The 19,270-nt window shown below is 56.1% G+C and carries 20 protein-coding genes and 2 pseudogenes; 20 read left to right on the plus strand and 2 right to left on the minus strand.

Annotated elements, in window-relative coordinates; genetic code table 11:
* Nucleotides 1–164: 164 nt before the first annotated feature.
* The 5 genes and pseudogenes from chrA (at nt 165) to J2X43_RS31085 (ending at nt 4,851) form a co-directional block, all read left to right on the plus strand.
* Nucleotides 165–1,372 (plus strand): annotated as a pseudogene (chrA, locus tag J2X43_RS15815) (chromate efflux transporter).
* A gap of 34 nt (nt 1,373–1,406) precedes the next feature.
* Nucleotides 1,407–2,207 (plus strand): rhodanese-like domain-containing protein, encoded by an 801-nt coding sequence (locus tag J2X43_RS15820; protein ID WP_112389337.1) that lies wholly within the window; start codon nt 1,407–1,409, stop codon nt 2,205–2,207.
* A 124-nt stretch (nt 2,208–2,331) separates the two neighbouring features.
* Entirely contained in the window at nt 2,332–3,219 is an 888-nt protein-coding gene (locus J2X43_RS15825; protein WP_112389336.1) for an NmrA family NAD(P)-binding protein, read from the plus strand.
* 54 nt (nt 3,220–3,273) lie between these two features.
* Nucleotides 3,274–4,023, plus strand: a complete 750-nt coding sequence (locus J2X43_RS15830) for an SDR family oxidoreductase (RefSeq protein WP_112389335.1) — start codon at nt 3,274–3,276, stop codon at nt 4,021–4,023.
* 342 nt (nt 4,024–4,365) lie between these two features.
* On the plus strand, nt 4,366–4,851 hold the full coding sequence (locus J2X43_RS31085) for a phosphatase PAP2 family protein (protein WP_112389334.1): 486 nt from the start codon (nt 4,366–4,368) through the stop codon (nt 4,849–4,851).
* Here the strand turns inward: J2X43_RS31085 and J2X43_RS15835 are convergent.
* A complete protein-coding gene (locus tag J2X43_RS15835; protein ID WP_162706038.1) occupies nt 4,783–5,436 on the minus strand; it encodes a TetR/AcrR family transcriptional regulator in 654 nt (217 codons plus the stop codon). The two genes, J2X43_RS31085 and J2X43_RS15835, sit on opposite strands and share 69 nt — an antisense overlap.
* Nucleotides 5,437–5,531: 95 nt before the next feature.
* On the opposite strand from J2X43_RS15835, the gene hemH reads away from it, so the two are divergent.
* Both hemH and J2X43_RS31090 read left to right on the plus strand, forming a co-directional pair.
* The gene (gene hemH / locus J2X43_RS15840) at nt 5,532–6,557 is read left to right on the plus strand and encodes a ferrochelatase (protein ID WP_112389332.1); all 1,026 of its coding nucleotides are present in this window, start codon (nt 5,532–5,534) and stop codon (nt 6,555–6,557) included.
* Between the two features lie 74 nt (nt 6,558–6,631).
* Nucleotides 6,632–7,102 carry a MarR family winged helix-turn-helix transcriptional regulator gene (locus tag J2X43_RS31090; RefSeq protein WP_405049601.1) on the plus strand — a complete coding sequence of 157 codons (471 nt, stop codon included), beginning with the start codon at nt 6,632–6,634 and terminating at the stop codon, nt 7,100–7,102.
* Between the two features lie 107 nt (nt 7,103–7,209).
* Here the strand turns inward: J2X43_RS31090 and J2X43_RS15845 are convergent, their stop codons facing one another.
* Entirely contained in the window at nt 7,210–7,782 is a 573-nt protein-coding gene (locus tag J2X43_RS15845; protein ID WP_310295268.1) for a TetR/AcrR family transcriptional regulator, read from the minus strand.
* Between the two features lie 164 nt (nt 7,783–7,946).
* Between J2X43_RS15845 and J2X43_RS15850 the strand changes: the two genes are divergently transcribed.
* The 13 genes and pseudogenes from J2X43_RS15850 (at nt 7,947) to J2X43_RS15900 (ending at nt 19,252) form a co-directional block, all read left to right on the plus strand.
* Entirely contained in the window at nt 7,947–8,633 is a 687-nt protein-coding gene (locus J2X43_RS15850) for a glutathione S-transferase family protein (RefSeq protein WP_112389329.1), read from the plus strand.
* 81 nt (nt 8,634–8,714) lie between these two features.
* A complete protein-coding gene (locus J2X43_RS15855) occupies nt 8,715–9,668 on the plus strand; it encodes an alpha/beta fold hydrolase (RefSeq protein WP_405049611.1) in 954 nt (317 codons plus the stop codon).
* 262 nt (nt 9,669–9,930) lie between these two features.
* Nucleotides 9,931–11,024 (plus strand): annotated as a pseudogene (locus tag J2X43_RS15860) (alkene reductase).
* Between the two features lie 28 nt (nt 11,025–11,052).
* Nucleotides 11,053–12,228: an acyl-CoA dehydrogenase family protein gene (locus J2X43_RS15865; RefSeq protein ID WP_310295270.1), complete on the plus strand. Its 1,176-nt coding sequence runs from the start codon at nt 11,053–11,055 to the stop codon at nt 12,226–12,228.
* 297 nt (nt 12,229–12,525) lie between these two features.
* Nucleotides 12,526–13,845 carry an ABC transporter substrate-binding protein gene (locus J2X43_RS15870; RefSeq protein WP_310296005.1) on the plus strand — a complete coding sequence of 440 codons (1,320 nt, stop codon included), beginning with the start codon at nt 12,526–12,528 and terminating at the stop codon, nt 13,843–13,845.
* The gene (locus J2X43_RS15875; RefSeq protein ID WP_310295272.1) at nt 13,842–14,864 is read left to right on the plus strand and encodes an ABC transporter permease; all 1,023 of its coding nucleotides are present in this window, start codon (nt 13,842–13,844) and stop codon (nt 14,862–14,864) included. Before J2X43_RS15870 ends, J2X43_RS15875 begins: the two co-directional genes overlap by 4 nt.
* A gap of 29 nt (nt 14,865–14,893) precedes the next feature.
* Nucleotides 14,894–15,730: an ABC transporter permease gene (locus J2X43_RS15880; RefSeq protein ID WP_310295275.1), complete on the plus strand. Its 837-nt coding sequence runs from the start codon at nt 14,894–14,896 to the stop codon at nt 15,728–15,730.
* The gene (locus J2X43_RS15885; protein ID WP_310295277.1) at nt 15,727–16,719 is read left to right on the plus strand and encodes an ABC transporter ATP-binding protein; all 993 of its coding nucleotides are present in this window, start codon (nt 15,727–15,729) and stop codon (nt 16,717–16,719) included. The genes J2X43_RS15880 and J2X43_RS15885 overlap by 4 nt, the downstream gene beginning before the upstream one ends.
* Entirely contained in the window at nt 16,716–16,946 is a 231-nt protein-coding gene (locus tag J2X43_RS31095; RefSeq protein ID WP_112389324.1) for an ATP-binding cassette domain-containing protein, read from the plus strand. Before J2X43_RS15885 ends, J2X43_RS31095 begins: the two co-directional genes overlap by 4 nt.
* 38 nt (nt 16,947–16,984) lie before the next feature.
* On the plus strand, nt 16,985–17,473 hold the full coding sequence (locus J2X43_RS31100) for an ATP-binding cassette domain-containing protein (RefSeq protein ID WP_112389323.1): 489 nt from the start codon (nt 16,985–16,987) through the stop codon (nt 17,471–17,473).
* 8 nt (nt 17,474–17,481) lie between these two features.
* Nucleotides 17,482–17,970: a cupin domain-containing protein gene (locus tag J2X43_RS15890; RefSeq protein WP_112389322.1), complete on the plus strand. Its 489-nt coding sequence runs from the start codon at nt 17,482–17,484 to the stop codon at nt 17,968–17,970.
* A gap of 20 nt (nt 17,971–17,990) precedes the next feature.
* Entirely contained in the window at nt 17,991–18,806 is an 816-nt protein-coding gene (locus J2X43_RS15895) for an SDR family NAD(P)-dependent oxidoreductase (RefSeq protein ID WP_310295279.1), read from the plus strand.
* A complete protein-coding gene (locus J2X43_RS15900) occupies nt 18,785–19,252 on the plus strand; it encodes an Lrp/AsnC family transcriptional regulator (protein WP_112389532.1) in 468 nt (155 codons plus the stop codon). The genes J2X43_RS15895 and J2X43_RS15900 overlap by 22 nt, the downstream gene beginning before the upstream one ends.
* Nucleotides 19,253–19,270 lie beyond the last annotated feature (18 nt).

The following is a 19,270-nucleotide window of genomic DNA, read 5'->3' on the forward strand; positions in this document are numbered from 1 at the left end:
TTAACTCACATCTCCCGGGGTTAACTCTTAAGGGTCTCCCGAGAGGGACGGGGACAATGTGTTGTTTTCGGATGCGCGTAGAAGCGATCCGTGAATGGGCCGCAATGCGTCTCGCTTGGGGCCAACTGCAAAAACAATAAATAAGTACACTGTTAACCACGGCGATGGCAGAAAAACAACTTTCACGATATAGCGGAACAGCCCGTGAGGTTTTCGCCGCATTTATAAAATTGGGATTGTCCGCCTTTGGAGGCCCAATCGCACACCTGGGATATTTTCGTGACGAGTTCGTCACGCGGCGCGATTGGCTCGATGAGCGCAGCTATGCAAATCTGGTCGCGCTCTGCCAGTTTTTGCCCGGTCCAACATCGAGCCAGGTTGGCTTCGCATTGGGACTCGCTCGTGGTGGGCCCCTTGGTGCCCTGTTGGCATGGGTGGCATTCACGCTCCCATCGGCGATTTTGATCTATTTATTCGCATACAGCGCCCCGCAGTTTTCTGGGGCGATTGGGGGTGGAGTAATCGTCGGTTTGAAGATCGCGGCCGTCGGGATTGTGGCGCACGCGGTCTGGGGTATGGCGCGAAATCTTTGCCCCGATCGTCCGCGGGCAACCATTGCCCTCGGCTCGGTGCTGATCGTTGTATTTGGCCCTAGCTCGTTCGGCCAAGTGCTTGCGATCGTATTTGGTGCTGGATCTGGGTACCTACGATGCCAGGACAGACAGCAGGCGCACGATTCTCATCTACAGTTTCAGATCTCGCGCACGTCGGGAGGGGCGATACTCGTCCTTTTCTTCGTAATGCTCGCTGGGTTGCCTTTGCTCGCTTCCGCGCTCGGCTCGCAGGGTTTTACAGTTTTCAGTTCCTTCTTTAGATCTGGTTCTCTGGTATTCGGCGGTGGGCATGTGGTCCTGCCGCTACTGGAGACGGAAGTTGTCCGGTCAGGATGGGCAACCCAGGATCAGGTTCTAGCCGGATACGGGGCCGCGCAAGCAGTGCCTGGTCCGTTGTTCACCTTCGCCGCATATCTAGGAGCTGTAATTGAGCCTGAGACCAATAAGCTCACGAGCGCAACAATCGCTTTGATGGCGATCTTTTTACCGGGCTTTATGGTCCTTCTAGGCGTCCTCCCATTTTGGGACGACTTACGAAGATACGAAGGTGTGAGGGCGGCAATGACAGGCGCAAATGCTGCCGTGGTCGGCATCCTTGGTGCGGCATTCTACGATCCGGTCTTCACAACGGCAATTTTAGGTCCGCACCATTTCGCCCTCGCGCTTAGTTGCTTCGTGCTTCTAGCGGTCTGGAAGGCAGCGCCCGGATGATTGTGGCTGTTGCAGCCGCAGGCGGTATTTTGATCGTCGCAGTCTAGGAGCGATAGAGAGCAGCGCCAACGAGGAACTGAAATGTCACTTGATCCTATCCTTGAGCCGACGGCACTCGGTGCCGCCGGTTTCATTCAATTGCTAGATGTACGCGACCAAGAAGCATTCGAAGCGTCTCATTACCCTTCGGCCGTGCGCGTTCCCGTCGAAAGGTGGGAGGCGGCAGCCAAAGAGGAAGAGACTTCGCTCGACAATGTCAGCTATTGGGCGGATGAGATCACGCAACTTGGAATCCACAACAAATCGACTGTTGCCATTTATGATGACGGGCGCATGACCGAGGCGGCCCGAGTTTGGTTCATTCTTCAATATTTCGGTGCAAGCGCATTCCTTCTCAATGGTGGCTGGCCCGCTCTAACGTCCAGCTGCTTCCCCGCGGAGGTTCCGGCGTTTGTCGGCAACAAGCCCCCATTTGAAGCCCGGCCTGGCGCAGGGCCTGTTGGACTAGTCGACCGCCATGCATTGAGGATCGGCCTCAGCGAGGACAAACGAATCCTCGACGCTCGAACCCGAGCCGAATTTTACGGAAATGACCTACGCAAAAACACGCGCGGTGGTCATCTGCCTGGAGCGCGGCTCCTTTCCCATTCCAGCTTTCTAGTGGACGGGTGGATCAAACCTCCCGCTGAGTTGCGTGATCTCCTTACCGAAGCGGGCTTCCAATTCGGTGACCATGTTGTCACACACTGCGACGGTGGCGGCCGCGCGGCCCTAGCCGCCGCGGTAGCGGCGAGGGCTGGCTATGAAGACGTTCGAGCTTACTACCTAAGCTTCGCCGACTGGGCCAAGGACGATAGCTGTCCGGTTGTCACAAAAGATTGAAAGTGCTTTCGCGAGCAGGCGGAGTAAACGGACCTGGGCACTTGCATATGTGTAATTGCACATCTATCTATTTAGAGCGCTGCCCGATGCGCAGCTGCCGACGATAAATTTTTAGGAGATCGCGATGGCGAACAAGATCCTTGTGACAGGTGCAACCGGCGAGACCGGAAAATACACGGTGGCGGAACTGCTTAAAGGGGGGCGGACAGTACGGGCCTTGGTTCGGAAAGAGGATGACCGGTCCGCAAAGCTGCGGGAGGCCGGTGCGGAGATTATTGTGGGCGACATGCTAGAGCATGACGATCTCATCGCTGCAGCGAGCGGTGTAGATGCCGCCTACTTCTGCTATCCCGTCCGTCCTGGCCTGATCCAAGCGACGTCATATCTTGCTGACGCTGCACGCAGAGCAAATCTGCAGCTTGTGGTCAACATGTCCCAAATCTCGGCCCGCGAGGATTCGGAAAGCCACGCCGCCCGTGATCATTGGATTTCCGAGCGTATCCTGGACTGGTCTGGTGTCCCGTCGACCCATCTACGGCCAACCTTCTTTTCGCAATGGTTCCTCTACCCCCATGCACAGGCATCTATCGTGAATGACGGTGTGATCGATCTACCCTACGGCCACGGTCGTCACGCGCCGATTGCCGCGGAGGATCAGGCCCGCTTCATCGCGAAAGTGCTCGAAGAGCCCAGTCGTCATGCAGGTAAGACTTATGCGCTCTACGGACCAGTCGAGCTTTCCCAGCGGCAAATTGCCGATGAGATCGGCAGCGCCCTAGGGATTACAGTGAAGTATGCCCCTACGACCATTGCAGAATACAAAGACAGATTGGAAAGCCAAGGACTGCCGCCATTTCTCGTTCAACACTTCTGCGCGATTGCGATCGATTATCAGAACGGCATCTTCAGCGGCGAAGACGAGATCATTAAGGCGGAAACAGGATCATCTCCATTGACCGTTAGGGAGTTTGTCGAGCGCCACCGGTCGGAGTTTCATTTTCCCAATAAGTAAAAGCGAAGGTGCGGCCTGATGGCCGCACATCCACGCTCATTGGAGTAATTAGAAATGCAACGGTTTACAGATAAGGTCGTAGTGGTAACTGGCGGCGGCTCGGGCATCGGTCTCGCAAGCGCTGGGTTGTTTGCGCGCGAGGGTGCAAAGGTAATTATTATAGGACGTAACGAAGCGGCGCTTCGCATTGCAAGTGAGAGCCTAGACGGCGACGTCGAGGCCGTATCGGGTGACGTCTCACGGCTCCGGGACCTCGACTCGCTTGGTGCCTATATTGGTCGGAAGCACGGAGGAGTCGATATTCTATTTGCCAATGCCGGTGGCGGGGCGCTTGGGCCCGTCGAAGGCGTGACCGAGGCTGATTTCGACCGGACGGTGGCCACCAACTTTAAGGGCACGTACTTCACGGTGCAGAAACTGATTCCACTGCTACGGAATGGAAGCTCTGTCATTTTGAACACTTCGATCGCCGGCTCCAAGGGATTGCCGAACTTTAGCGTCTATTCCGCCACCAAAGCCGCGGTACGGTCGCTTGCACGGACATGGACCACGGACCTGCGAGGCCGCGGCATCCGCGTTAACGCAATTGCGCCTGGGCACATTGATACCGACATCATGGTCCGAAACGGTATTCCAGCCGAACAAGTCGCCGGTATCAACGATGAGGTTACAAGACAGATCCCAATGAACCGAATGGGAACCCCGGACGAGATCGCGAGCGCTGTGGCCTTCCTCGCCTCCGACGATGCGTCGTACATCACGGGGATTGAACTGACCGTCGATGGTGGTTGGATCCAAGTGTAGATCGAAAGCCGACGAGAGTTCGTCGGCTTTCAGCTTGCTGTCAGCTGGACGAAGCATGCTCGGCATTCGAAGTTAGGGCATCCCGTGCAAAATAAATCTCATATAAATGGTGGCCGCTGGCCCGCGCTCGTATTCTTTGCGTCCTCGCTTGCGTGGTTCGCAATCCTCTGGTTCTTCAAGCGCAACTTTGCAGTAGATATCGCTGTTTCCCGCGCGTTCTTCAGCAGGCACGCTTGCAGCGGCTCACAGCTGAGAACTGTATGCGGTGAATTTTCCGAGAGCCAAGCCCCATTGCTTACTGCCTTGCGATGGTTGTTGTACGCCCTGCCTAGTCTTGGCGCAATGGTCCTTGCACTCGCGCTCTTTACAGCGAGAACGCGTAACAAGCCGGTACGCCTGCTCGTCATCGAGCGCATTTGGCCAGCATTGGGCAGCCTAGCAATAAGCACAGGTCTTCTGACAAATTTTTGGCTTAAATCTCATTCTGGCCGACCAAGGCCGATACAAACGAACTTGTTCGGCGGGTCGCTCGAATTCGAACCAGCAGGTTCATTTCTTGGAGCCTGTGTCCGCAACTGTTCATTCGTTTCGGGAGAGGCCTCTGCCGCAGGATGGCTCGCCTGCCTCATATTTATCGTACCTGCGAAGCACAGGGCTCTCGCTGCGCCGCCAATCTTGTGCGCATCCATCGCGACGGTTTATCTCAGGGTCGGCTTTGGTGCGCATTATGCCTCTGACGCGATACTAGGCTGGTTGCTGTCAGTGGTCGTGTTCGCCGGTTTCTTGGCTGTCGCCGAGTGGTCGGCCGTACTGCGAAGAACCGATTAGCGAGCTCGCGATCTCGTGAACCAACAGGCGTACGGTTTTGCGAATGGTCCCGCAAAAGGGCGATAACTGCGCGGCCCCAATGAGGGCGGCGTAGATCAGTTGTGCTCGCTCAAGTCTCTCAGCGTCACTGCCTCGCGGCAATAGTCTCGCAATCGCAGCGACGCGCTCTTTGGTGTTCGCCCTGAAGGCTTCCTGAACAGACGATGGTTGCCGCCTTATTTCAGACCCAAACGCAACTGCGGCGCTATGGACGGTGTCGTCAGAACCAAGGAGAAAGTCGACGACCGTATCCAAACGTTCTCGAGGTCCTGATTGGTCATCGCGGATCTGGTCGAGCAGGATCAGCATTTCATCATCGACGGCGCATGCGACCATTTCTTCCCTTGAAGAGAAGTGCTTGTAGAAGCCGCCATTCGTCATCCCAACCGCCGATGTGACGTCGGCAAGACTTGTCCCCGCAATACCGACTTCACGCAGGCAACGCGACGCCGCCTCTATCAGGATCGGCGCGTTGCCTGCATCTCTGCCTTCTTGCTTCGACGTCGGGGTTGAGTGGCCAACGAATGCTCCTCGCAAAAATACCATGAATATGTGGTATTGCACATGATTGCGATCTGCGTCACTAGGATTTGCACTGGCCGAGGTCAGATCAGCCGAATCTCTCGGGGAGACTAGAAGTCATGAGCAGTCAGACAGTAATCGGGCACCCGCCTGTGTCCTTTGGCAAGGTGGGCGTGCTGCTCGTCAATCTCGGAACGCCCGATGGCACCGACTATTCCTCGATGCGCCGCTATCTCAAGGAATTCCTGACCGACAAGCGCGTCATCGAATGGTCGCCCTGGAAATGGTACCCGATCCTGTTCGGCATCGTGCTGAACACCCGCCCCGGCAAGGTCGGCAAGGCTTATGAGCTGATCTGGAACAAGGACAAGGACGAGAGCTACCTGCGCACCTATACGCGCAGCCAGTCCGACCTGATGGCCGAGCGGCTGAAGGACCTGCCCAACGTCGTCGTCGACTGGGCGATGCGCTACGGCAACCCTTCTATCGCCTCGAAGATCGATAGCCTGAAGGCCGCCGGATGCGACCGCATCGTGCTCTTCCCGCTCTATCCGCAATATGCGGCAGCGACGACGGCGACAGTCAACGACAAGGCGTTCCAGAAGCTGCTCACCATGCGCTGGCAGCCCGCCCTGCGCACTGTCCCTGATTATCACGACGACGAGACCTACATTGAGGCGCTAGCCAATTCGGTCACCAATCACCTGGCGACGCTCGATTGGGAACCGGAGATGGTGCTCGCATCGTTCCACGGCATCCCGATGTCCTACTTCAAGCAGGGCGATCCCTATTACTGCCAGTGCCAAAAGACCGGCCGCCTGCTGCGCGAGCGCCTTGGCCTGTCCAAGGACAAGTTCATGGTCACCTTCCAGTCCCGCTTCGGGCCGGAAGAATGGCTGCAGCCCTATACCGACAAGACGGTCGAGAAGCTGGCACAGGACGGCGTCAAGAAGATCGCGGTCCTCAACCCCGGCTTCGTGTCCGACTGTCTCGAAACGCTGGAAGAAATCGCCGAGCAGGCCGCCCACTCCTTCCATGAAAATGGCGGCGAGAAATTCGCGCATATCCCCTGTCTGAATGACAGCGAGGACGGCATGGCGGTGCTGGAGAAGGTGGTGCGGCGCGAGCTTCTCGGCTGGGTATAGCAGCAACACAAGAATCGGCTTGAATTAAAAGGGCATATGCCCGTATATCGGCTCAGTCTATGTTGGATCTTACAATGGTATCTATTGATAGCGGCGAGGGTGCCCTGTTAGCGAACGGTAGCCAGTGCGTGTCTACGGCAATTCGAAAAGCTGCGCGGCGAGCTACGCAATTCTACGACACGGCACTCGCTGGAGGTTTAAAGTCGACCCAGTTTGCTATCCTCGCTGAGCTAAAGCGTGCTGGCAATAGCTGTTGCCTTGGGGATCTTGCGGATTTGCTAGTAATGGAGCGATCCGCCTTGGGTCACAGTTTGCGGCCGTTGGAACGGGAAGGGCTAGTTGTCTTACAGGTAGACGTTGCGGATGGTCGGAAGCGCGTCGCCGCTCTGACACCGATTGGCGTAACACGCCATGGTGCTGTTGAACTAAAATGGCGCGTGGCGCAGCAAGCATTTATGGATGCTGTCGGTTCTAAGGTCGCAGCTGAAATCCGAGACAAGATGTTGGGGATTGCAGCAAACCCTCAGCTTGCCGGCGTGTCTTGATAGAAAATTCTTTCGTCGCGGTGACCTTCGCACTCACGACACCCACCGCCGCCGGCCGGTTCCTCCCCCTTCTGGCGGTGGCGGTGGTCCTTTCACCCGCCCTGGGCTCAACGAGCCTTCCAAGCAGGAAATAGCCCTGTCTGTCCGTAAGCATTCATGCATCGATCGAAAACGGCGATATCTGCGTATCCCCGTGCGATCAGCTGCGCGCCCTCGACTGCCGCAAAGATAGCCTCCGCTCTCGTGTCGGCGTCAGTTCGGTTGAGATCTAGGGCTCCAAGAAAGACTTTTAGCCAATTAATGTTGCTTTCCGAAAATCTATCGACTTCCGCTCTCACCATTTCCGGCAGCTCGTCGCGCTCCGCGATCATAATACCACAAAGGCACATCCGGTTGTCGCGTTCGAGGGCAGCGCGAAATGCGTCCGTATAAGTTCGCATGGTGTTGGCAGCCTGAGAGGGTTCGAGCGACAGGGCACTCAGAAAGGTCTGGGCATCGTCTGAATATTGCTTAGCCAGCGCCGCGCCCAAATCACCCTTCGTCGGAAAATGATAGTGAACGCTCGCATTCTTGATGCCAATTTCCTTGGCCAATTCGCGGAAACTCAGGGCTGTGTATCCATGCGCCTGCACCGTCAACTTGGCGGTATCCATAATCAATTGACGTGTGTCTTTCGTCATCTCTGTCACCCCTGGTTACCTATACGTAAAGTCAGCGAGACCCGTAGTCAAGAAAATACCTACCTAGCGCTCGGTAGGCACTTGACATGGGGGCATATCAACATTTATTGGCTGACCTAGCGCTAGGTCAGATTGGCTGGCCGGCCACGAAGAGGATGAGTACAATGAAAATTTATGACCGTTCGGGCTTTCCGAACCCAGCCCGCATCCGCATCGTTCTCGCCGAGAAGGGCTTGGACAGCCAGGTCGAGTTTGTCCCGGTGGACTTGATCGGTGCTGAGCACAAGCAGGACGCATTCCTTGCAATCAATCCGTCGGGCGTCATTCCGGTTCTCGAACTGGAAGACGGAACGGTTATTTCCGAAGCGACCGCTATCACCGAGTATCTCGACAATCTGGATGGTAATCCGACTCTCACGGGTAAATCCCCGAAGGAAAAGGCGCTTGTGCACATGATGCAGCGCCGCGCCGAGGCATTCGTTCTTGATCCGGTAGGCATCTATTTCCACTTCGGCACCTCCGGTCTCGGTCCTGCCCTGCAGGCCTTCAAGAGCCCGCAGTGGGAAGGTCGCAAGGAATGGGCCGAGCGCAATCGTGCGGCAGTCGAAGAGGGCTTCCGCTACTTCAACAAAATCCTCGGTGCTTCTGACTTCGTAGCTGGCGACAGTTTCTCGATGGCGGACATCACACTCTTCGCAGGTCTTGCTTTTGGTGATGCCGCTGGCCTTCACGCACCAGCCGAACTCGGCAATCTCCAGGCATGGCGCGCACGAGTGGCGGAGCTTCCCAGCGTCAAGAACCGCTCGGGCCAGGCGTTTCTGCCAGAAGACGCCAAGCGACTTGGCTTCTGATTGGAGCTGTGTTGGCGCGATTGGCGCGCCGACACCCCTTATTCAAAACGAAGGATCGAGACTTTGACCTCTGAAAACAAAATGGCGGCGTCCCGCCGCAACCTTCTTATTGGCGCGGCTTCTGCTGTTGCTGGCGTTGGCCTCGTCGCTGCAACCGCGTCAGCGAGCGCTGCAAGCAAGGCTGCTGCCGATATCAAAGTAGTGAGCAAGACGGCCAATACGATTACGACCAAGGACGGAACGCAGATCTATTACAAAGACTGGGGCCAGGGTCCTGCTGTTGTATTCTCGCACGGCTATCCGCTATCTTCGGACGCGTGGGAAAACCAGATGTTCTATCTGGCACAGAACGGCTTCCGTGTAATCGCTCACGATCGTCGCGGCTTCGGCCGTTCGAGCCAGCCTAGCCATGGGTACGACTACGACACGTTCGCGGACGATCTAGCGACGGTCCTGGAAGCACTCGACGTCAAGGATGCTGTCCTTGTTGGTCACTCGATGGGCGGGGGCGAAGTTGCTCGCTACATCGCTCGCCACGGTGAGAAGCGTGTCAGCAAGGTAGTTCTCGTCGCTGCGGTTACGCCTTTCCTCCTGAAGACCGACACCAACCCCGGCGGTGTTCCCAAGGAGTTCTTCGACACGTTCCGCGCAGCCGTGACAACGGACCGCTCGCAATGGAACAAAGACGTTTCGATGCCCTATTATAATTATAACAGAGCGGGCGCGAAGGTCTCTGAGGGTGCGCGCGAGGAGTACTGGCGTCAGGGCCAGGCCACTGGCTTTATGGCCGCTTTCCACGCACTCGGCGCATTCTCGGAGACCGATTTCCGAGATGACCTCAAGAAGGTCACGGTACCGGCACTCGTTATCCACGGTAGCGACGACCAAATCGTCCCAATCGAACTCTCCGGCAAACTTGCTGTTACGTTTCTCAAGAACGGCAAGCTCAAGGTGTACGACGGCGGGTCCCACGGCCTCATCGTAACCGACAAGGAAAAGCTCAACGCTGATCTTCTGGCATTCGCCCGCGGCTGACCTCCCACTCCACCGCGTGCGCAGGAAGGGCCCGGTTTTATAGCCGGGCCCTTTTAGTTCGTAGCGGCACGATACAGAATAAAAATTTCATATAACGGGCATATGAGCATATAATAGTCTATATTATTTGTAGATTTTATAATGCAAGCGACTCCCTTTGATCCGGTCCTGGCGGCACACTGTGGTCTATCGATAGGGGACCGCAATGCAGCTCTTAAAACCACTTGCTCTTGGGAAGTTCGAATTAAAAAATCGCGTCGTCATGGCACCGCTTGCACGGGCAAGAGGAGACGCGCTGCGGGCTCCCAAAGACATTGTTGCGACATATTACGCCCAGCGCGTTTCAGCGGGTCTGATAATTACAGAGGCTAATCACATATCGACGCAGAGCGCGACCAGAGCGCGGGCAACGGCCCACCATACCGATCATCAAAATTCAGCATGGGAGAAAGTGACCAAGGAGGTTCATCGAGCAGGGGGCATTATCTTCCAGCAGCTCTATCACGTCGGTAGAAAGTCCTTGCTCTCGAGTACGCCAGGTCGAGAGCCGCCTATAGCGCCTTCCGCCCTTTCCGCCTTCGGTGGAATCATGAGCGAGCATGGCCTTGAAGAATTTCCCGTCCCGCGAGCTCTTGAGCTTAGTGAGATCCAGCCCTTGGTGGAAGACTATCGCCGTTCAGTGGTGCTCGCTCGGCAGGGTTCGATGGCATCGAAATCCTTGCGGGAAATGGCTTCCTCATTGATCAGTTTCTCAGAGACTCTTCTAATCGCCGGAATGACGAATATGGCGGCTCGATCGAGAACAGGGCTCGTTTCTTGCTTGAAGTCGTCGATGCTGCAATCAAAGAGTGGGGAAGCGATCATGTGGGTGTACGCCTATCTCCGCATTTCCGTGCCGATCGCATCAGTGACTCAAATCCAAGAGCGCTCTTCAGCTACATCGCTATTGAGCTAAACAAGCGTCGCGTCGCCTATATCCATTTCCTTGAAGGGACTACCTACGATGAAAGCGGGGATGTACCTCTATACAAAAGGCTTGTCTCGAAGGGCGCGAACGGCGCAGGGCCACCGCCTGGCGAGGATTTCCTCGCCCCAATTGTTCGGGAACTTTTTGAAGGCGTTTTGATCCTAAACAGTGGCTATGACAGGGAAAGCGCCGAGCAGGTTATCTCCAGCGGCCTCGCAGATGCGGTATCCTTTGGAAAGCTCTTCATTTCAAATCCTGACCTTCCAGAGCGCTTTCGTGTGGGTGCTCCCCTCAATGACGCGGATATATCGACATACTACACCAACGGGCCTGAGGGATACATAGATTACCCGTTTCTTGATCGCCAGCCGCAGTCTGCCACGGTCTGAAGCGCGTTTTGTTTCTCGAGGGAAAATGATGACAACGTATGATAAATCGCTGCGCTCAGTGGTGAGCGACGACCTCCTCGTTGCTCTCCGTGCCGAGTTCGCGCTTGGTGCCGCAAAGCATGACGAGGAGGCATCCTTCCCATTCGAGAATTTCGCGCGGCTTGCCGAGCATGGGCTCATCGCACTGACTGTGCCGCGTGATTTAGGAAGACTCGGAGGAAAGATCACAGACGCGGTGAGATTGGTGGCCGCTGTCGGGGCCGGTGACGCTTCCACTGGTCTCCTCGTCGCCATGAACTGCCTTATGCATCATGTTCTGAGCAGAACGCGCCCAGCAGGCTACGATGAGATCGCTAGCGCTGCAGTCCAGGGATCAGGTGTGCTCAACGCACTCCAGGCCGAGCCGGATCTCGGTTCGGTAGTGCGAGGAGGCCTGCCCGGAAGTTACGTGACCAGGAAAGCTGATGGCGGATGGATCTTAAACGGGAGAAAAGCCTACGCGACAGGAAGCCCCATTGTTCAGTGGTGGCTTGCCCTGGTGCGCACGGAGGAACCCCAGCCGCGGGTCGGCACAGTAATCGTACCTGCAAATTCTCCTGGACTGACGGTTGTACCAACATGGAATCATGCAGGGCTGCGCGCTACCGCAAGCCATGAAATAGAGTTTGCAAATGTTCATCTCGTGGAGAATGCCGCGACCGGTTTCTACGCGCCGGGCACCAAGGAGGCTATAGACCGTCGCGCCACCGTTGATGTTTGGTCGTGTCTGCTAACCGCCGCCCTGTACGACGGGATCGCGCGGTCTGGGAGAGACTGGCTCAGACGATTCCTTTCGGAACGTGTGCCGTCAAATCTAGGCGCGCCGTTGGCTACTGTGCCGCGCCTTCAGGGCGTTGTTGGTGAAATCGAGACGCTATTGATGATCAACCGATCGCTGATCGACGACTACGCGCGTGCCGCAGAGGCCGCTCCTCTACCGGACGCGATCAGTGCGCAGATGGTGAAGCACATCGTAACTAAAAACGCCATCAAGTCCCTTGAGCTAGCTTTAAGCATCTCTGGCAATCACGGATTGGACAAAGCCAATCCTCTGGAAAGGCATTACCGCGACGCGCTTTGTGGTCGAGTGCACGCGCCTCAATCCGACACGATCCTCGTCAATGCAGGAAGAACGTCGCTCTCATCCGAGCAAACGCTCGGTTAAAGGAAGCTTTCATGAGTCATCAGCGATATCGTGGTCTGGCGATTAGTCGTCGCACCTTTCTCGCAGGCGTCGCGGCAAGTGCAATTATGCCGACAACTGCCAGGTCCGAGCCTGTTGCGTCTGGTGGCACACTGGTTGCTGTCTCGCATCCCGGTGAGCCGAACGTGTTGACAGCGGCGATTGTCCAGACGGGCTAGGTCGGCGAAGATCTTCGACGGTCTCATTCGGTACGGCCAGAACTTTGAGATCTTGCCTGAACTCGCCGCGAGCTGGACTCTCAGTGACGACGAACGCGAGTTGACATTCCATCTACGAGATGGTGTTCGCTGGGATGACGGGCACCCGTTCACGGCAGCCGACGTCCAGTATACATACGAGAATGTGTGGATGAAGATCCATCCGCGTGCTCGCGCGACCTTTGCCGCTGTTGAGGCCGTCGAAACACCCGATCCGCTCACCGTAAGGTTCAAACTTCGCAATCCTTCGGGCGTTATTCTCGGGGCGTTGAATGCCGTGGAACTCACTGTGTTGCCGAAGCATCTATACGAAGGCACTGATGTTCTGCGAAACCCTTACAACGGCGCTCCAGTTGGCACTGGTCCCTTCCGATTCAAAGAGTGGGTAAGGGGAGACCGCGTGGTGTTAGAAAGGAACCCAGACTATTGGGATGCGGGAAAGCCGTATCTCGACAAGCTGGTCTACAGGGTTATCCCCGATGCTACAGCGAGGTTCGCGGCCTTCAAAGCCGGCGAGGTGCAATTGGGTATGTTGTCGCCGATCTCGATAAATGACCTTGAAGCGGCGCAGGACGACGAAAGCATTAACGTCGAGTTTAGTGGTTACGGTTGGCTGGCATCTGCGGTCGTGGCTGAGTTCAATGTGAGACGTCCGCCGTTTAACGATCTCAGGGTGCGGAGGGCGGTAGCTCACGCCATCGATTTGAATGCGTTGTCAAAGGTTACCGCAAAGGGATTAGGGAGACCCGGAACCTCACCCGTTCTCTCCACGCAGACGGCCTTCTATGCTGGTGATAGTCTTCCGAAGTATCCGTTCGACCGGAGCATCTCCGAAGCCCTTCTCGACGAGGCCGGACTGAATAAGGACGCTGGCGGCGTCCGCTTTGCAATTGCTCTCGATTGGCTGCCTTTCGGTGAAAACTTTCAGCGTTATGGAGAATTCATTCGTCAATCATTGAAACGTGTAGGGATCGAGGTCACGCTCAGGAACCAGGACCTCTCTCAGTTTTTTAATCGGGTTTATTCGCAGAACGAATTCGATTTGATTGTCTCTCACAGGGCAGGCTTCGGGGATCCGCAGATCGGCATTGACCGAATCTTTTGGTCGAAGGCCATCCTCAAAGATGTGCCGTGGTCGAATGCATCTGGGTATAGCAGCCCAACCATGGATGCTCTCATCGAGGCTGCGCACGATGCCCCGAACGAAGCCGAAAGAGTGGAGTTGTACAAGAAAGTGCAAATTCAGGCGCAGACAGATATTCCCCACTTTACTCTACTGGAAAACCGCCAGTACACGATCGCCTCCTCGCGAGCTCGCGGGCTATCGACTGGCTCCAACAGTGCCTATGACTCCCTGAAAGACGCTTGGTTGGCGTCATGAAACACAAAACTGATGAGACTGGCGCTCGCAGGTCGCCGGTGACTGCCGAGCTTGGAAGATATCTGCTTAGTCGAATCCTACAGATGGCCCCTACGGTCTTTCTGATAGTATTATTTGCATTCGTCATCCTACATCTCGCTCCGGGTGATCCGGTGCAGACCCTTGCGGGTGAGTCAGGAGGAGCTACGCCAGAGCTGCTCGCTGAGATTAGAGTAGCTTACGGTCTAGACAAATCCTTACCGGTGCAGTTCTTGCATTACGCTTCGAACATTGCGAGCGGTCACCTAGGATTCTCGTTTCGCGCTAATATGCCGGTGTTGGACCTCATACGAGCGCGGCTGGCGCCCACCCTACTGCTTGCTGTCACCTCCATGATGCTCGGTGTTTTGCTCGGCGTTCTCGGAGGAGCGGTATCGGCCGTATGTCGGGGGAAAATCGGGGACGTCGTCGTAAGCAGCATCGCGCTACTATTGTATGCTACGCCCAGCTTCCTCATCGGGATAGGACTGATCGTAGTTTTCTCACTTAAGTTTCCCATACTGCCCACGAGTGGTTACGCTGACGCCGCCGCGGATAAGGGAACAATTGAACATGCCATAAGCGTCGGACAGCACCTTTTATTGCCAACGCTAACTCTCGGATCTCTGTATGGGGCGATCTACGCACGCTTCATTCGCGGCACGATGCTGGAGGTCTATAGTCATCCACATATCCGCGGGGCACGAGCGCGAGGGCTGACGTCCTTCGAAGTCGCCACACGTCACGTGCTGAGAAATGCGCTGCTTCCATTCATAACATTGGTTGGTCTTCAGGCTGGTTCGTTGCTCAGTGGAGCGATTCTCGTCGAAACCGTATTTTCTTGGCCAGGTCTCGGTCGCTTGGCTTATGAGGCATTGCAACAGCGGGACCACAACCTGCTCGCCGGTATCGTTCTCTGCAGTGGAGGCTTGGTTGTTGTTATGAATCTGGTTGTGGACGTTGTCTATGCAGTCCTTGACCCCCGGGTGGTCTTACGGTGAGCGCGGACCCTTCTATCGCTGAATGGCGGTTGGATAAGGACCGTCGCTTCAAATTTTGGAGATGGCCGGGATCGCTTCAACTTGGCGCGGCGCTTCTTGTGGCCGAGATGCTGATTGCCGGATCAGCAAGTACGCTCTACCCAGGTGATCCTTTCGACATGGTCGGCATGCCATTTGTCCGTCCGTGGGAGGACCCACAGTTCCCGCTCGGAACGAATATACTCGGTCGCGACATCGCCGCTCAGTTAATCCATGGCACACGCGTGTCACTGTTAATCGGTCTGGCGGCGACGCTCATTGCGACCTTTGTTGGAGGATCCGTTGGTCTCGTCGCCGGCTATTTCGGTGGGTGGATTGACCATCTACTAATGCGCTTCACCGAGCTTTTTCAGGTCATCCCGCATTTTCTCCTGGCGATAATTATCGTATCGATCTTGGGGCCGCACTTACCGAATATCATTCTCTCTATCGGGGTGACGAGCTGGTCAATGGTCGCTCGAATGGTCAGAGCGGATGCGCTGAAATTGCGAGAGCTGGATTTTGTGAAAATCGCAGTCGTTCTTGGCGGAGGACATTCGCGAGCGATCATCTATCACGTCCTTCCCAACGCAATTGGCCCGGTTCTTGTCGCTGGCTCGATCTTATCGTCGCTGGCAGTACTATCCGAGGCAGGCCTCGCCTTTCTCGGATTAAGTGACAGCAACTATGTAAGCTGGGGAGGGATGATGGGTGCAAACCGCGATGCGCTGCTGACCGCTCCCTTTATGACCCTTATCCCGGGTGCGGCGATAGTCTTGACGGTCGCATCCCTGAGTATGATCGGGGACGGCATGGTCAAATTGTTGGCGCGGAGGGGTGGAGTGTGACAGACGCTGAGGTCTTGAGCGTTCGTGACCTTCGGGTTTCCTTGAAAACTTTATCTGGCTCCGCTGTGGCCGTCCGCGGTGTGAGTTTCGAGGTCTCGCGTGGCGAGACCGTGGGTTTAGTTGGGGAGTCTGGCTGCGGGAAAACACTGACAGCGCTTGCCGCATCCGGTCTCTTGCCGGAGGGCGCGACGATCTCAGGCGGCTCAGTTCACCTTCTTGGTTATGATGTCACCAATAGCGACAGCAAGGCCTGGCGCGATTTACTGGGAAAGCACATCGCGTTCGTCTTTCAAGATCCCATGGCAGCGTTGAACCCGGTCCGCACTATCGGTTACCAGCTTATGGAGGCCGTTCTTGCGCACAGGAACATATCAAGAAGCGCAGCATGGGATAAAGCGTTGGAGTTGGCTCGTCGGGTCAAGCTTCCCCGCGCTGAAGCCCTATTAAACGCATATCCTCATCAGCGTTCCGGCGGCATGGCCCAACGGGTAGTGATCGCCATCGCGATAGCCAACGACCCGAATGTCCTCATCGCAGACGAGCCTACGACCGCTTTAGATGTCTCCATGCAGCGAGAGATTTTGAAACTCCTAAAGGAAATACAGCGCCAAACGGGCATGGCCATAGTCATCGTCAGTCATGATCTCGCAATGATCGCTGAATGGACGGACCGCGTGCTCGTTATGTATGCCGGTCACATAGTCGAATGCCAAACAACGATCGATCGCCTCGCTAGGATTCGTCATCCATATTCACGCGCGCTGCTGGCTGCGCGCCCAATTAGACGGCCAAGGTATGGTCCGCGCCCAAAGCTTTTTGAGATAGGCGGCGCAGTTCCTCTGCCAGGAGAAAAGTTTTACGGATGTGCCTTCGCTGGACGCTGCGCTCATGAAATCGAACGATGCAAGATCGATGCGCGCGAACTGAGGACGGCCAATCAAGGGAAGATCGCCTGCCACTTAGCGATTGAAGCGGAAGCCGCCGAATGACCCAATCGAAACCTCTCCTGCGCGTAGAGAACCTCTCCGTCGAATTTAGAGAGGGCCGATCTTGGATCAGGGCGGTCGATGACGCCAGCTTCTCCATCGCTACGGGCGAGATCTTAGTCCTTGTTGGTGAGTCCGGATCTGGAAAGTCTACGTTGGCTCGTTCAATAATCGGGATGATCCCAGCAACCGGTTCAATCGCGTTGGAGGGCGAGAGCGTTCAGCGTTAGCATCGGCTCGTTCTCGCGAACAGCGCCGAAAGCTGGGGATGGTTTTTCAGAGCGCAAGTGTGGCCTTCAATCCACGGCTTTCAGTTAGAGCGATTCTAAATGAGCCGCTAGCGCTTCTCGGATCTCATTCCACTGCCGGCCAGCCAACTGAACTTCTTGACATGGTTGGGTTGCCTCACTCCTTGCTATCTAAGAGGCCTGCGGAGCTGTCAGGAGGTCAGCGGCAACGTGTAGGTATCGCACGTGCGTTGGCCGTAAGGCCCAAGCTTCTAATCTGTGACGAAGCAGTATCCGCATTGGATGTGTCCGTGCAGGCGCAAGTCCTGAACTTGCTAAGTGATCTCCAGAACTCAGAGGGTCTCGCCATGCTGTTCATCACGCACGATCTTTCCGTAGTCTCCTACCTTGCAGATCGGATCGCTGTCATGAATCGCGGCCGTATCGTGGAGATCGGTGATTCATTGGACGTTCTTGATCAGCCGAGAGACTCCTACACCCGAGAACTCTTGGCCTCATCCACGCGATAGGAAACAAAATGGGACAACACGGCGACGAACACGAACACGAACACTGGAAGCACAATGGCGTCCGCGTCATCAAGGGCGATCAATTGGAGTCGAATACGGCGCAGACGCCCGGCATGTTTAGGCAGGCCGCGATTAACCATGCGCGGGTCGGCGCCCAAAAGATATGGGCTGGAACCGTCTCGATTGCGCCTCGCGCTAAGACCGGCGTTCACCACCACGGGGCACTGGAGAGTGTCATCTTCGTCATCAGCGGACGAGCGCGGATGCGGTGGGGTGAGCGTCTGGAGTACGTTGCCGAAGCGGGGCCAGGGGACTTTATCTTTGTGCCACCTTACGTGCCTCACCAAGAAATCAACGCCGACCCAGAAAGAGCATTGGAATGCGTACTCGTTCGGTCGGATAACGAAGCGGTCGTCGTAAACATTACCGACGTTGAGCCGGTAGAGCCACCGGAGACTGTGCTCTGGGTGGACCCAATACATAAACCGGTCGATTAAGTATTGAAGGGATTCCAAAAATGACCAACGGCAGGAGCGCGTTAGTAGCGGGAGTAGGGGCGTACAACGGCTTGGGCGCAGCGATCGCGCGGCGTTTTGCAGCCGAAGGGTATGTGGTTTGCATCGCCGGCAGGAACGGCGAGAAGCTGGCGGACACGGCTGCAAGGATTCGAGAGACGGGCGCACAGGTTATTTCGATTGTGGGTGATGTAAGTGAGGCAACTGATGCCGAGCGGTTCATTGCGGAAGCAGCGAGAGCTGGGCGTCTGGACGCGATAATTCATAATGCTGGCTCGAACCGGCCTTCACCGTTCCTGGACCTCGAGCAGGCCGATTTTGAAACGCATTGGCGCGAGCACACTTTAGGGGGTTTCCAGATTGCGAAGCACGCACTGCCTCTTCTGCTTTCCAACGGTGGGGGAACGCTCGCCTTTACAGGGGCTAGTGGGTCACTTCGCGGTAAGGCAAATTATGCGCCATTCGCAGTCGCGAAGGCGGGACTACGCGCGCTTGCACAGAGCCTTGCGCGCGAGTTCAGTCCAAAAGGAGTGCATGTGGCCCACGTCGTCATCGACGGGGGGATCGACGGCGACAGGCTTCTCTCCCGCGCGCCAGATCTAAGAAGCAGCGCGGGCCCGATGGTCTGCTTAACATCGACGCGATTGCCGACGCATTCTGGTATCTGCATACCCAGCAACGGAGCGCCTGGACGCTCGAGCTTGACCTACGTCCCTGGGCCGAAACCTTCTGATCGCGCATGCAAACTGCCGCACGAAAGCGCAGTAAAGTCGAAAGTGTTCCCCATATGCCAAAGTTGGACCGATATGATCGGATGATACTTGCTGCCTTGCAGCGAGATGCAACAGTCACACTCGATGACCTCGTCAAGCGTATTGGTCTCAGCAAGAGCCCGTGCTGGCGTCGGATAATGCTTCTTGAGCAGAGCCGCATCATACGTCAGCGCGTCGCGCTGCTCGACGAGACAAAATTGAATCTTGGCGTATCCGCGTTCGTCTCGGTTCGCGCTAAGAGCCATTCACCGGAATGGGTGACGCGCTTCAGTGAAGTGGTTGTGAGAATGCCTGAGGTCGTTGAGGCATATAGAATGAGTGGCAAATTCGACTACCTTTTAAAGGTCCTTGTGCCTGACATTGCCACCTACGATGCTTTCGAACGAAGCCTATCTACGACGTTGGATTTAGAGATGGTTTTGCCGAAATTCTCTCTCCAACGCTTTAAGAGCACCACTGAGCTCCCTCTCGCGTACGCGGAAGGCGTCTAGCATCTTGCATGGTGTCCA

It is taken from the genome of Rhizobium sp. BE258 (assembly GCF_031457345.1).
Taxonomy (GTDB): Bacteria; Pseudomonadota; Alphaproteobacteria; order Rhizobiales; family Rhizobiaceae; genus Rhizobium.

Excerpts from the sequence above, each read along its gene's own strand:
- J2X43_RS15820 (WP_112389337.1), top strand. The coding sequence starts at position 1,407 with ATGTCACTTGATCCTATCCTTGAGCCGACGGCACTCGGTGCCGCCGGT.
- J2X43_RS15825 (WP_112389336.1), top strand. The coding sequence starts at position 2,332 with ATGGCGAACAAGATCCTTGTGACAGGTGCAACCGGCGAGACCGGAAAA.
- J2X43_RS15830 (WP_112389335.1), top strand. The coding sequence starts at position 3,274 with ATGCAACGGTTTACAGATAAGGTCGTAGTGGTAACTGGCGGCGGCTCG.
- J2X43_RS31085 (WP_112389334.1), top strand. The coding sequence starts at position 4,366 with ATGGTCCTTGCACTCGCGCTCTTTACAGCGAGAACGCGTAACAAGCCG.
- J2X43_RS15835 (WP_162706038.1), bottom strand. The coding sequence starts at position 5,436 with ATGGTATTTTTGCGAGGAGCATTCGTTGGCCACTCAACCCCGACGTCG.
- hemH (WP_112389332.1), top strand. The coding sequence starts at position 5,532 with ATGAGCAGTCAGACAGTAATCGGGCACCCGCCTGTGTCCTTTGGCAAG.
- J2X43_RS31090 (WP_405049601.1), top strand. The coding sequence starts at position 6,632 with ATGGTATCTATTGATAGCGGCGAGGGTGCCCTGTTAGCGAACGGTAGC.
- J2X43_RS15845 (WP_310295268.1), bottom strand. The coding sequence starts at position 7,782 with ATGACGAAAGACACACGTCAATTGATTATGGATACCGCCAAGTTGACG.
- J2X43_RS15850 (WP_112389329.1), top strand. The coding sequence starts at position 7,947 with ATGAAAATTTATGACCGTTCGGGCTTTCCGAACCCAGCCCGCATCCGC.
- J2X43_RS15855 (WP_405049611.1), top strand. The coding sequence starts at position 8,715 with ATGGCGGCGTCCCGCCGCAACCTTCTTATTGGCGCGGCTTCTGCTGTT.
- J2X43_RS15865 (WP_310295270.1), top strand. The coding sequence starts at position 11,053 with ATGACAACGTATGATAAATCGCTGCGCTCAGTGGTGAGCGACGACCTC.
- J2X43_RS15875 (WP_310295272.1), top strand. The coding sequence starts at position 13,842 with ATGAAACACAAAACTGATGAGACTGGCGCTCGCAGGTCGCCGGTGACT.
- J2X43_RS31095 (WP_112389324.1), top strand. The coding sequence starts at position 16,716 with ATGACCCAATCGAAACCTCTCCTGCGCGTAGAGAACCTCTCCGTCGAA.
- J2X43_RS31100 (WP_112389323.1), top strand. The coding sequence starts at position 16,985 with ATGGTTTTTCAGAGCGCAAGTGTGGCCTTCAATCCACGGCTTTCAGTT.
- J2X43_RS15890 (WP_112389322.1), top strand. The coding sequence starts at position 17,482 with ATGGGACAACACGGCGACGAACACGAACACGAACACTGGAAGCACAAT.
- J2X43_RS15895 (WP_310295279.1), top strand. The coding sequence starts at position 17,991 with ATGACCAACGGCAGGAGCGCGTTAGTAGCGGGAGTAGGGGCGTACAAC.